This window comes from Mesorhizobium sp. RSR565B, assembly GCF_054719465.1.
Genome location: NZ_JBTTIE010000001.1, coordinates 3950491 through 3963358, shown reverse-complemented (window position 1 = coordinate 3963358; position 12868 = coordinate 3950491). Strand labels below are relative to the sequence as shown.

Sequence of the window (12868 nt, the reverse complement as noted above, 5' to 3'; positions counted from 1 at the left end):
ATTTTGCCTCAATTCGAAGCAAACAACCTCAGTGGTTCGAAGGTCGAAAATTGCGTTCCCGATCGACGGGTTTGGGAGGCGCCATCTCGCGGAAGATCACTCAAAGGTTAGTAGTGGGACGATTGGCGCGGGCTGGCGCTCCTTACCGCATTTGCCTTGGGTATCTTCGCGCACCTGGCGCCTTGAACGCCGGGGTCGCAGAGTTCGGGCTTTCCGCCGCTGGTCTCACACCCGCTCAGAAGCGCTGCCGAGGAGATTGCAAACGCCAATGACGAAATCTTTGCCAGCAAAAACTTGGTCATGGGTTGCTATGTTTCCCCAACACAACCTTCAGCAGGACATAGGGTAGCTGAAAGGGCACTGTGAGCACAAGCCTCTTCCAACCAATATCGCGAAACTACGCGTCAAAAATGTTTCGCCAGCAATTCCGGCTTTGTTAGGCCCCGCTCTTTTTATCGCCAATCGCTAGCAAAGTCATTTAATGGGCTTCGCCGCGAAACGGCTGGCAAGCAGCTTAGCCTGCTTCAACTGTTTCTTCGAAACTTTTGCCTCCAGCTCAGACAGGGCTTCATCAGCCGAAACGGCACCGCCCTTCTTTGCAAGATAAAGCCATTTCAAAGCGACGACGGCATCGGATTTCCCTCCGACCCCATCACGGTACAATTTTGCGACTTCGACTTGCGCGTAAGCGTTTCCTTGCGTTGCCGACCGTTCGATCCATTCCCTTCCCAACAATGGGTCGGCTTTTACGCCGGTACCGGAAATGTAAAGTTCACCGAGACGTTGCTCTGCCCAAATATGCCCCATTTCGGCTGCGCCTTGCAAAAGGATCGCCGCTTGTCGCTCATCTTTCGGCACGACGTCGCCGTTGAGGTAATAGCCGGCCAGCTTTTCCATGGAAGGAGCAAATCCCTGGCTTGCCGAGCGCCATAGCCATTGAACAGCTTTGCTCTTGTTAACCGGCACACCGAGCCCGCCCTCGTAAATCAGCGCGAGATTGAGCTCCGCAAAGACATTGTACTTTTCGGCACCGAGCGCATACCAGTACCGGGCCTCCTTCAAGTCCTTCTCGACGCCGCGACCGTCACGGTAAACGTCACCCAACGAACGGTACGCAATTGGGAAGCCGGCTTCGGCGCCGGCTTGATAGAGCGCGCGGGCCTCCTCGTGACGTCCGGCCGCGTCGATGGCTCGCGCATAATTGGTCAGAATCCTCAAGCTGTCGGGATATTGTTCAAGCGCGTGCTGGCAGACTGGAACCGCCTTGGCAGGCTCGATCTGGCCAAAAAAGACCCCTACCGCCGGATCGGCGGCCTCTTGGACGTGCCCGGCCAACCGATCGCAATCAGTGACTTCCGGGTAAAGCGGGTTTTCAACGAACTCCTGAAAATTCGGTGTCTGCACTGTGGTAATGGGAGTCATGTTTGCTAGGTCGGCGGTCGACGTATCTTCTATGCGCAGACGGGCGAGTTTGGCGAAGAATCCATCCGGATGCGCTACGAGATAGTCTTTGTATGCAGCTGAACTCCCGACTTTGTTCGCCTTGTTCCAGTCTGAAAGATCCGCCACTGAGGAGAGCCCTCGCTTTTCATTTCCGCTCTTCGGCGTTTCGGACTTGGGAGGCTCTTCGATAGCACGGACATGTGCGGTAGCGAGGTCGGAGAACAAGCCATCCGGATATTTGGAAATGTAACCCTTGTACGCCTTGAGCGTGTCGGCCGTCGAAGCATCCCGCCAAGCGGTTGCATCTGCCTCGGACATTCGCACCACTTCGGGCTCGTCGCCCATGGCGCTAACGAAGAAAAAATCGGTGATCAACGAAGTGTTGTCCCAAGGCACCTGCAATCCGTCTGTCTTGTCGACTACGGTTTCGCGAACACGCTTAAATACCTGTTCAATCGGCAGACCAGGCTTCGAGATGTAGGACGCGAGTGCCTTGCTAAAAGGACTGTCAGCGTCCGCACCATCCATTGCAGCCGCACCCGGAGCTGTCGCGAATGCGATAAACGTACCGACAGCACCTGGCATTTTCGCGAGACCGTCATCGAAATCCGCCTTCGAGTTCTTGGCGCCACCTTTCAGTGGATTGTCACGACACGCATCCAGAATAAGGATGGCTACATGCGGCTTGGCCTCCATCAGTTCGTCAGTGATTGCTTTCAGGCTGACACCTTCGAAAGGCAGATCCCCAGGTTGCCTGACTTCGGTGTCGATCGGCAGAAGGAAATTCTCATCGTGGTATTGGATGCCGTGCCCGGCATAGTAAAAGACCACGACGGTGTCTGAATCGATTTTCCCGACGAAACTTTTAATCGCCTCGAGGAAGTCACGGCGTTTGGCATTTACTGCCGTTATCGTGGTGAAGCCGACCAACTCCAACGAAGATGCGATCAGCCGAGCGTCATTCGTCGGATTGGGAAGCTTCGTAACGTTCGAATAGTCTGAGTTTCCGATAACAAGTGCGAGCCGAGTTTCGGCCGCCGCCGGCTTTACGGTGTCCCACAACGCCAGTGGGACAAAAAGGCAGGCGCTAAGTACCAGGCGGCGATTGACCATTAGCCGACCCCTAGAAGCCAACTCGAACAAAAATCATCATGAGCATACGGCGACATTGGCTTGGATCACAAGTCGGAACACCTCAAAAGAAGGGCGGTCGACAAAGTAACTGCGGGAATTTAGCCACTATGGCCGCTCGCGCTTGCCTTCTTCAAATTCGCGGGCTGCAACTTGGGCTCATTCCTGCATAATCCGGCATTGTTCGCGCTTGCGAGACGTAGGAATGGAAAATCTTTGCGTATCCGATCGATTTTGATTAGATTTTAGGAACAAGCCATATTGGATTGTCCGTGGCCGCGTCACCCATTGACAGCTTTTGCCTGCTCCCCTGGATCCACGCGCACGTAAGCGCGCAGGGCCGTAGAAAGCTTTGCTGCATCGATGTCTCTTTGGAAAAGTATCCCGAAGGCGGCCCCTCGGCTTCACTGGAGGATTATTGGAATTCGGAAGAAGTCAAAGGCGTTCGTCGACAAATGCTGAGCGGCACATTGCCGAAGCGGTGCGGCCATTGCTCGAATACGGGCAATCGGACTCTTTCTTACAAGGACGAAGTGTTAAGCCGCTGGCCCGAGATGATCGACAAAGCGATAGCATCGACCGCCGACGATGGTTCCACAACCCTGCAACCTGTAACATTCGACTATCGAACGTCGACCTGCAATTTGCGCTGTCGGACTTGCGGTCCGCATTCCTCATCCTCAGCGGAGGTCGAGGCGCGCCGTAACATCGGCCTTCAAGAACTCGGCGAGCACGTTCACAATTGGGACCCCGCGTATGTCGATCTCAGGGCTGCCGCCTTGGGCAGAGCTCGTGAAGAACTGATGACGGCGGCCAAACAGCGCCGTGTAGGACATCTGTATTGGGCTGGCGGAGAGCCCCTGATGGATTCCACCCATTGGGATGTCATGAGCGAACTCGCATCGTCCGGCGAAGCCGCAAATGTCGATGTGGCATATAACACCAATCTCACAGTGTTTTCGTATCGGGGCCGAAGCGTCGAAGATTTGTGGCCCTGCTTCAATAGTGTGTATGTGCAAGCATCTATCGACGGCGTGGGGCAGGCTGGCGAGTATATAAGGACCGGCTTCAAGACTGACATATTTGCCCGAAATTTGGATATTCTCCTTGATATGACGCGTAGGCATGCGTGCATAAGTGCGGCGCTCGATTTGACTTTAACATCAGTCGGCCTGCTTCATCTGGGTGATTTGTTGCAATTCGCTCTCAAGCGCAAAATACACGTAACAGCCAAGTTGATGGTGCCGCGCGACATCAACCGCTATATGGCGGTCGAATTCCTTCCGCAACAAGTCAGGGCGGATTGGTGCAGAAGATGGATGATTTGGATCGACGCTCACGATCGGGACAGTCTCTTCGACACGGTGTACTCGACACTCGAACTTGCGTTGACGAGGGAGAAGCTTGGAGCCGCCGCACCCCCCAAACGTAGCGCTTACGACGCCAAGGTCATCGGAGAATTTGAAAGCGCCCGCCACGATCAGGGGCAGTTCCAAAATCTTCTGTCAGTCGACCGGCGGCTCGCCAACTATACCGGAGATTGACAACAGTTTATCGCCCGTGTTGTTGGCTCCAAATGGGAAAGTGAGTTCACTTCTCCACAGTTCGAGCTGGGAGACAGTCTATCACGCATCGCTGGTTCGTAGATGCCCGTTAGCGTTCCCTCCAGACAAGAGGTAAATTGTACTGCCGAACACGGATCGACTTTGTTTCCCTTAGTGCCGTTGGCGGCCTCACCCCATGTTTCCTGTCACGAGCGCTATCGCCCTATCCGGCCTTCGCAGACATAGAACGAGTAGCCAAACAACTCGCCAGGATCGATCCGCGGCGAGTGAGGGTTAAGCGGTTCTTCGAGCATGATTTCAAAATGCAGATGGGGAGGTTCGCCTACGGCATTACCTCCGGTGCCCGTGTATCCAATCACTTGGCCTTTGTGTACTGAGTTCAAGTTCAACATCTTGCTGAGATGAGCGTAAACGGCATAAAGCTTGCGATAGGTCTGCAGCCCTCCACACGTTCTGCTCCACGGATCGAACTTGGGATTATCGAATTCTAGGACAATGGCCTCTCCGTACCCCTTAACGTTATGAAATCTGTGTATTATTCGTCCGTCTGCTATCGCGTAGACCGCCGAGCCAGGTCGGGCAGACAAATCCCATCCTCTATGCCATTTCGCCTTGTTCTTTTTGTCCTTTCTGACCAAACCAAATGAGTTGCCTAAGGCTTCACGAGGTCCGTCGTCCCGAATCTTGTTCACGTCGAGCGGCAGTTTCATGTTAAGTGCTCCGATGGCGTTGCTGCAGCATATCAACTTTCCCACGCCATGATAACCTTGCCCTCGTGTAGGAGCACGACCTAGGCCAACGCTTACATTGTTCGAGCGCCAGTCTTCGACCTCGTTGCGGCCGAACGCTGGAGGTCTCCCCCGATCCCTGTCACCCGTCCGCCGATTTAAGATCTCCTTGTTTTTATCGAAATCGAGTCACAACCCGACCTCGACCGCTATGGTGCACTAGCAGGCACCACCAAGTTTCGACGCCACGCATGGTGCCTTACAGGTACCCTTGGATGGTGCGGCCGTGCGAATTGTCGAGCGGGCGGGCATGTTCTAGCTCCAGAATTCGATTCCACTATGTAGGCTGATTTGTACGTAGCAAGTGACAGCCCTTGGTTTGCGCAGGTAAGCTAAGCCGCAATGGCGGAGACTCGCTCCCCCACCGACCCGTCCAAGGAAGCGCCGAGCGCTTGGTGACGCGAGATTGAGCGCCGGGTTCGGTAAACTGTCGGTTGGTGCTAGTTGCCGGGGTTAGTTGCGGCAGGTTGGACCCTCCGATGGTACAACCATTGGACAGCGTATCACGCACCAGGTATGGAATTGCTGTTTTTGTTAGATTTTTTATGCTGGGACGCCGTGTGATTTGCGCCTTGTAGGGGCGTATCACTGGGCTTCGGACACAAAGTCACCAATCGGCGAGGGGGTCGTCGAAGGGGATCGGCTCGCCGTCCGTCACGACCGGCCACTCTTGCGGCTCTTCGGGTTCAGACATCTGGCCACGAGCAGCTCGGCGCGGGCCCGGCGGCGGGCGGCCTCGTCAGGTGCGTCGCGAGTGTATCGGGCACTGGGAAGCGGCTGGTGCGCGTTGGTGGGCTCAGGCGCCTCAGCGGGGGTAGGCAGTAGGTCCTTTAGCATCTCTTCCAGTGCCAGCGCGGCCTCGCGGGCCGGGCGCTGCAATTCGATCGTTGCCGCGGCGGAAGCGCAGTGTCCTCCTTCGTAAGGAGCGATCGACCCTCGACATGAGCGTACGACCGCTTCGGGCTAGGCAAAGCCACGCCAGAACGACGACAACGAGGCGTAATGTGGACCGGCAGCCTTTAGGCCGGGAGCGGACCGTCCCCTTCGCGACAATTGATCGAGAAAACCGACGCTTGCGTCCGGCAAAGTGGCTACCGCCTTGCGCCAGAAGCGGCGATTGAGGTCACCAGAATAGACGGCCTACTGGCGGCGGCCGTATTTCTTGAAAGTCGCATTCCAGTCGGCTGCCAGCGCGTCAAGCGTTTCCTTGGCCGTGCCGGAATCGCCGGTTACATAAGGATATACGCGCTGGTTGAATTGTAGCAGCAGTTCGGCATTCTCCGGAACCGCCCAGAAATCCTTCACCTTGAACATGGTCTCGTGGAAGGCCTTGTTGTAGGGCGTGGCGTTCTGGAACTCGTCCGACTTCAGTATGGCTGCGCTGCAGGTGTAGCCGCCGAGCGCCGCCCACTTCTTCTGGGTCTCGTCCTTGATGAACCATTCCAGGAACTTCAGGGATTCGGCCTGCTTCGAGGAGTAGGAGACGATCGAGATGCCCTGACCGCCAAGCGCGGCGAACTGGTCGCCGTTCGGTCCTGCAGGGTTGGCGAAGAAGCCGGTGTTCTTGGCGTTGGGATTGCTCGCCTCGTTGATCAGCGACGGGAAGAACGCGAAGAAGTTCATGCTCATCGCCGCCAGGTTTTCAGTGATCGCCTGGTTGTCCTCGGTGAAAATGGCGTTGGCCCACCCCGGAGGCGTGAATTCGTACAGCTCCTTGTAGGCATCGAGCGCGGCAATCGCCTTGTCGGAGTTGATGAAGCCGTCGACCTTGTAGGTCGAGTAGTCGCCAAGCTCGCCGCCGTACGAGAACAGCATGCTTTCGAAGCCCGCTGCCAGCCCGTCGTGGGTATTGTCGGTATAGATCGCGACGCCGTACTTCTTCTGGTCCGGACGGTAGAAGAACTCGGCGATGTCGCGCAGCGCCTTCAAATCCTTCGGCACGCCGAGGTCGTAGCCATACTTCGCCTTGAAGGCTTCCATCTCCTTGGGGTCTTCGAACCAGTCCTTGCGATAGGACCAGCCGACGGCGTCGCCTTCGAGCGGGATCGCCCAGTATTTGCCGCTGTTGCCAGGATATTCGGCGTAGAATTTTACCGTGGCAGGGGCCATGAGCTTGGCCACGTCGTTCTTGGCGAAGAAGTCGGTCAGGTCGACATAGTGGCCGCCGGTCGAGCCCGCGCCGAGCCACTGCGAGTCGCCGACGACCATATCATAGGCGTCGCCGCTGGCGTTGAACTCGGCGAAGGCCTTGGTTTCGAATCCCGGCCAGGCAGTCGTTTCAACAGTTACCTTGACGCCGGTTTCCTTCTCGTACTCGTTGCCGAGTTCCTGAAGGTAATTCGCCGGATCCCACTCCGCCCAAAGGATAGTGAGTTCCTTGGCCGAAACAGGTCCACTCGCAAATGTCATGGCGGCGCCTAGCAACAGACCAGCCCACGTTTGCATATCGCTTCTCCTTCCACAGCAGCGTCGTCCAACTAGGAATTTGCGTATTGGATGCAGTGCTTCACCCACGTTCCGTCTAATGCGAAAGCATTTGGAGCAGCCCTTTGGCCTCTAGGAGATCAGGTGTGTCAAACCCCTCGGTGAAGCTGGCGTGGACTGGCGCAAGAATATGCCGCGCCTTATCGTTGCGGCCTTGGCCGGCATAGAGGCGGGTGAGCCGAAGCGCGGCCCTCAGTTCAGAGGATTTCGCGCCTTGATCGCGGGCCGCCGAGAGCGATTGCTGGAACCAGCTTTCGGCGGCTTCATCGGTCGGGTCCAGCGCTGAAACCAACTCACCCCTTGTGCACAATAACTCTGGTAGCTGATACTTCGAGGTCGATTTGCCCAGAGTGTCGAAAGCCTGCGCCAGGAGGGCAAGGCCTTCGCTTGCATCGCCGCGCTCGCCGCAGTTGCGCGCGAGAATGCAAAGGTAGTAGGCCATGCCCATATCCGCGCCAGTTGCGGCGATACCCGCAATTCCCAGGCGCATTTGGCGAATGCCTTCCTCCAACTGCCCCAGACCGGCGAGCGCCCAGCCGAAATACACACGAGACTGGCCAAGCAGCAATGGCATGACGAATTCATCACATAAAGTGACAGCTTTCTTCGCCCATTGAAGGGCTTCGGCAGGCTCGCGCCGCATCAGGTGGACCAAGCAGAAACTTAGCTGCGCTTGTGCTGTGCTGACCGGATGCAAGTCTCGCTCGGCTAGCGCTATTGCATCGCGTGAGCGTGCGAGAGCCTGGACCGAATGGCCGCGCATGAAGAGCATCTGTGCAGAAAACGCCCTACAGCATACGCCCGGGTCGTGTCCGGCATAGCCCCAGGCAAGGTGATGATGTCCTCATAATCATAAGTGGCCAGGCCATGGCTTGCATGACGTTCGCTCGCGCCGTAGTCGCCGAGGTAATAGTAGATCCCCCAAAGTTGGTGATGTGCTTCGAGGATGTACCCTGAATCATCGGAAGCTTGCGCAAGCTCCAAACCTAGAGTTTGGCATTGGTGGCCCAGGGCCTCGGCCGCTCGTAGGTTGCCTGAAATGGTCTGATACGAGCTCTCCCCGCGCATCGCAGCGAATATTTGAGGCTTGTCGTTCAGCGTGTCGGCGAGCCTTCGCGCATTCGAAAAGGCTTGAAGGACTTCTGGAGCCCCCCAGCCCTTGGCCGCAATCATTGCGGTGCCGGTCGCGCTCTCCAGGGAAAGCTCCCGCCTAAGGCGCTCCTCAGATCCGGGCAATGATCCAACCAGCTCTAGCCCTTTCCGGAGGTGGGACGCTGCCTCGAGATTGGCAGATCGCTTCAGCGCGAGTTGCCCTGCCTTCAGCCAATAGGCGACAGCCAGATCATTTACGCCGGCCACCGTATAATGGTGGGCCAGTGTCTCGGGCTCTGCCCCGACAATATTCTGGAATTGCGCCTCCAGCGTCGAGGCGATCTTGGCATGGATTTGTTGCCGACGGCTTTTCAGCAGGCTCTGATAGGCTGCATCCCGCACGAGCGCATGCTTGAACGTATAGGTCGACTCTGGAGGAACGCCTCGCCGAAAAACGAGCTCGGATTCTTCCAACTGCGGCATCACCTCTTGTAAATGGACTTCGTTGGCACCCATCACGGCTGCCAGCAACCGATGATGGAAGACGCGGCCAATGCAAGCGCCGATTTGAGCTACCTCCTTGACCGCACCCAGTCGGTCGAGGCGAGACATCAAAGAATCCTGAAGGGTCGACGGAATGGCAAAAGGAAGCAGAGGACCTGAGAGCACGTAGTGGTCGCCCGCGTCGATAAGGAGACCGGATTCGAGCACGGTCTTGGTCAGCTCTTCAACGAACAACGGAACGCCTTCGGTTTTGGCCAAGATCTGGCTGGCTACCTCCGGCGGCAACGTCTTTCCACCCGCCACGCGATCCATGATCGCTGCTCCTTGACCGAGTCCGAGGCGATCGAGCGAGAGCGCGGTTACATGCGAAAACTGAATCCAACGCGGCTGAAACTCAGGTCGAAAGGTTACAATCAGGAGTGCCCGCATGTTCCGCAGGCGTTCAATCAGCATATCCAGCCACTCGCCGGTTGTCGGATCGATCCAGTGCGCATCCTCGACAAGGACGATGATGGGCTCGCGCGCGGCCAGCGATTCAATTTGTTGGACGAGGGCGGCCAAAGTACGGGCCTTTTGGGCTGACGGTGGCAGCCTGGTCGACGAGTATCGGCCGGTCGTGTCGATCGACAGCAGTGTCGCCAACAGCGGAATTGCTTCCACCACGTCCGGAACGATCCCGCGGAGCAGGGCCTCCAGCTTGTCGAGCTTGGTGTCGGTGCTGTCGTTGCGATCCAGTCCAGCCGCCCGCTCGACCTGCGCGGCCACGGGGTGAAGCGCGCTGTTGATATGATAGGGCGAGCAAAAATAGCGTAGTCGCGCAGGGGGCCCGGCGCTCAATCGATCGACCATCGCCGCGATAATCCGGGACTTGCCAATACCCGGCTCTCCAGACAGCAGCACCACTCGGCCATCCCCGGCACAGGCCCGGTGCCACTGGTCAACCAAAAACTCGAGTTCCTGGTCCCGCCCAACAATCGGCGTCACAATGTCCTGCCGCGCCTCGAAACGACTCTCTGCCGCCGTCTCGCCGACAATGCGCCAGCTGCGGAACGGCTTTGCGAAACCCTTGAGCTCCCGGTGGCCGAGATCGACCATATCGAATAGACCGGCCACCAGTCGTTGCGTGCCGTCAGCTACAACAACGCTGCCCTGCTCGGCGAGCGCTTGCAGCCTCGCAGCCAGGTTAGGCGTGTCGCCTACAACGGCCTCTTCCTGTGCTGATCCTTCGCCAACGAGATCACCGACAACGACCAGTCCCGTCGCGATGCCAATGCGGGCAGCCAGCGGTTGGCCTCCCGGCGCTGTAAGTCGGGCTGTTGCTGCAGCGGCGGCCATGCCCGAGCGAACCGCTCGTTCGGCATCGTCTTCGTGCGCCTGCGGCCAACCGAAATAAGCCAGCACCCCATCACCCATGAGCTTGGCGACTCGCCCTTCGTAGTGGGTGATCTCTCCTGACACTGCGATCTGATAAGCGCGAATGACCTCCCGCATGTCCTCAGGGTCGAGGCGCTGCGACAACTCGGTCGAGCCGACGAGGTCCACGAACATGACTGTTAACTGGCGCCGTTCGGCGTGCGGTGGCCGTGCGTCACCCTGCTCGGGCGGCCTTGCCGGCGAGCTTCCGCGGTCACGCGAGGATGCTTTGATCGGCAAAGGGCTGGACGTGTCTCCGAAGGAAGCCACAGCGGTAAGCAACCGGCGCCGATGACCGACCGATGTGACCCCGAGTGCTATCAGATCCTCCGCCGTTAGCTGAGGAAGCATCTCGGGTTCAATGTCATTGTCGCGAAAGGCCGGAGCGTATCGCTCCAGTCCAAGGCTACTTAGCCATCCCGGGATGTCCACGTCCTTCTCCCCTAAGGGTGCTGTCTGGAACCATATCGCAAATTGGAAGGGGAGTCGTCATACCCTCGGGAACAGGGAACGGCAGTTACGGGTCAAACCCGGACATCATGCCGCCTGACCCGAGCGTCTGCTTTCGGGGAACGACCAAGTAGACATCAACGGCGGACATTGGGCGCATAGCGGACATCAGGGTGCGGTACGACGTTCGGGCGACATATTTGTGGTTCAATCGGTGATATTTGCGCGAATAGAAGTTGCATGGGTCATCGTTGATCTCCCTGGAACGATCCTGCCGTGCCTAGCGCTCGCCGCGTGACCTCGGGAAGATGACAATGTCATCGACGCTGCTGCGGCCCGATTTGATCGACTTGAGCGCGTATCCAACCACATACCCGGGATCAGTCTTGATGCGTTTTGCATGCAACCGACAAAGCGGCTTGTCGGCAACCACATAAGCCATCTGGTTGAGCCTGAAGTGGCGGCTAAGCCGTTTGCTGAACCGGCAGATTTTCGGCATCACGATGATGGCATGGAGATGAAGGCCATCGTTTACAGTGACGGCCGCGAGGCTCATTTTGGCGTACTTGGCGACAGGAAAGTCCGGCACCAAGATCCAGAACGGCAGCAAATCGGGGTCTGTGATGCGTTTACAGTTCCGCACTACCCGCATGATCAAAAACTTGTAGACCCGCTCGGCATCGCGCAACATCTGGTCGTACTTTGCGCGATGCCCACCTTGTAAGTGAGAAAATTGCATCGTCACTAGGTAGACGCGATGCCCGTTGCAAAATTTCTCCTCTACCCATTGCGAATAGCCACTGATCATTTGGTGAACAGCTTTGCGGTTGTCGTGGTGGTGATGGTCATTGGGTCTCATTTGGCAATACCTTCCAACTACCGGCGAGGATGTCCCTCGGCCGGTCTGAGCTGTTTTGATTGATGGGCTGCGGAACGAGCGAGGCGATCCGTCGCTGCTAGCCACCCATCTATTTTACTGCTGGGAAATTAGTATCTGCGGGTGTAGAACAATTACACCGACATGGACGAGGTACGACTTCTGCGGCGCCGTCTCTTGCCCTGCACCCTCGTGGTTTCGTTAAGTGTTGTCAGCGGCAGCCTCCGGAAACAGCTTTGTTGAACGAGCAATAAACTTTCCCTTGCGGCGTTCGACGGCCACAATGAAACATCCGCCAACCGGCAGCGCCTTGATCCGCTCGACGAGCGTTTCGCTTTTGAACAGCACCCGCACAGTGGGCTTGCTGTGCTTCGTCCGCTCCGGCTTGGGCATACGCAAAGTGGCTGGCACCTCCGAGCTGACCGACCTGTCCTCCTTCCTGGGCTTCTTAGGCTCCATCAAGGTCAGCAGCCTGTACTTGCGCGACTTTTTGTTAAGCCGAGCTGCGACTTCGTCCGCCGGACGTCCGTCGTTATAATGCCCACACAGGAGCGCTGCGTAGCGCCGGGCCGCTCGATAAAGCCCGCTTCTGGTCTCGAAGGCCTGGAAGCCAAAGCGCAGGACATGGCGCATGACATCAAGCGGCTCGTCGTCCAACTTCGGGCGCTTCTTGCGATACAACTCGAAGAAGGGGTGATTGATAAATCGCTGGTAGTGTTCTGCCCGGTTGTTCTCCATTTTGAGGAAAATTTCATACTGATTTTGAAGCCAGCTCTGGTTTTGGATCTCCATCCCGTCTTGAATGAGATCCCAGGCTTGCTGGCCCTTCTCCGCTTCAGCGACCGGATCGAAGTCCTTACGTAGGATCCAGTCTCCAACGAACTGACCATTTTGTGCAATGTTGACAGAATCGATGGTGGTCACACTCGTAAGGAGGCTCCTAGGTCTGTCGGCAATCCAAGGCGCCAAGTCGCCTTGGTCGTGATGTGTTTGGTCAGGCATTACGTATCCTTCGTTTAAGGTTCGCCAACGGTCGGTTGACGCTGTGCTCATGTTATGGACATGGTTCGTTGATGCCGAATGCGATTGCTAGCGCAGTTCACGGCTCTCTCTCTGCACTT

8 protein-coding genes and 1 pseudogene are annotated in these 12868 nt (G+C 57.2%); 1 reads left to right on the top strand and 8 read right to left on the bottom strand.

Annotated elements, in window-relative coordinates; genetic code table 11:
* Positions 1-474 precede the first annotated feature (474 nt).
* Entirely contained in the window at positions 475-2556 is a 2082-nt protein-coding gene (locus ACYG9R_RS19290) for a caspase family protein (protein ID WP_023734922.1), read from the bottom strand.
* 290 nt (positions 2557-2846) lie between these two features.
* On the opposite strand from ACYG9R_RS19290, the gene ACYG9R_RS19285 reads away from it, so the two are divergent.
* Complete coding sequence (locus ACYG9R_RS19285) at positions 2847-4118, top strand: twitch domain-containing radical SAM protein (RefSeq protein ID WP_196813638.1); 1272 nt, start codon at positions 2847-2849, stop codon at positions 4116-4118.
* 215 nt (positions 4119-4333) lie between these two features.
* Here ACYG9R_RS19285 and ACYG9R_RS19280 read toward each other — a convergent pair whose 3' ends face one another.
* The 7 genes and pseudogenes from ACYG9R_RS19280 to ACYG9R_RS19250 all read right to left on the bottom strand — a co-directional run bounded on the left by ACYG9R_RS19280 (position 4334) and on the right by ACYG9R_RS19250 (position 12671).
* Positions 4334-4849: a M23 family metallopeptidase gene (locus tag ACYG9R_RS19280; protein WP_023734925.1), complete on the bottom strand. Its 516-nt coding sequence runs from the start codon at positions 4847-4849 to the stop codon at positions 4334-4336.
* A gap of 1218 nt (positions 4850-6067) precedes the next feature.
* Positions 6068-7336: an ABC transporter substrate-binding protein gene (locus tag ACYG9R_RS19275; protein ID WP_023825066.1), complete on the bottom strand. Its 1269-nt coding sequence runs from the start codon at positions 7334-7336 to the stop codon at positions 6068-6070.
* Positions 7337-7448: 112 nt separating this feature from the next.
* On the bottom strand, positions 7449-8108 hold the full coding sequence (locus ACYG9R_RS19270) for a hypothetical protein (RefSeq protein ID WP_155923339.1): 660 nt from the start codon (positions 8106-8108) through the stop codon (positions 7449-7451).
* Between the two features lie 17 nt (positions 8109-8125).
* Complete coding sequence (locus ACYG9R_RS19265) at positions 8126-10555, bottom strand: AAA family ATPase (protein WP_245260144.1); 2430 nt, start codon at positions 10553-10555, stop codon at positions 8126-8128.
* Between the two features lie 189 nt (positions 10556-10744).
* Positions 10745-10852: pseudogene (locus tag ACYG9R_RS19260) on the bottom strand (SAM domain-containing protein); the annotation flags it as partial.
* Between the two features lie 298 nt (positions 10853-11150).
* A complete protein-coding gene (locus tag ACYG9R_RS19255) occupies positions 11151-11729 on the bottom strand; it encodes a hypothetical protein (RefSeq protein ID WP_031199909.1) in 579 nt (192 codons plus the stop codon).
* A 219-nt stretch (positions 11730-11948) separates the two neighbouring features.
* Positions 11949-12671, bottom strand: a complete 723-nt coding sequence (locus tag ACYG9R_RS19250) for a hypothetical protein (RefSeq protein WP_023825068.1) — start codon at positions 12669-12671, stop codon at positions 11949-11951.
* Between the last annotated feature and the right edge of the window lie 197 nt (positions 12672-12868).

Excerpts from the sequence above, each read along its gene's own strand:
- ACYG9R_RS19280 (WP_023734925.1), bottom strand. The coding sequence starts at position 4,849 with ATGAAACTGCCGCTCGACGTGAACAAGATTCGGGACGACGGACCTCGT.
- ACYG9R_RS19265 (WP_245260144.1), bottom strand. The coding sequence starts at position 10,555 with ATGTTCGTGGACCTCGTCGGCTCGACCGAGTTGTCGCAGCGCCTCGAC.
- ACYG9R_RS19275 (WP_023825066.1), bottom strand. The coding sequence starts at position 7,336 with ATGACATTTGCGAGTGGACCTGTTTCGGCCAAGGAACTCACTATCCTT.
- ACYG9R_RS19255 (WP_031199909.1), bottom strand. The coding sequence starts at position 11,729 with ATGAGACCCAATGACCATCACCACCACGACAACCGCAAAGCTGTTCAC.
- ACYG9R_RS19290 (WP_023734922.1), bottom strand. The coding sequence starts at position 2,556 with ATGGTCAATCGCCGCCTGGTACTTAGCGCCTGCCTTTTTGTCCCACTG.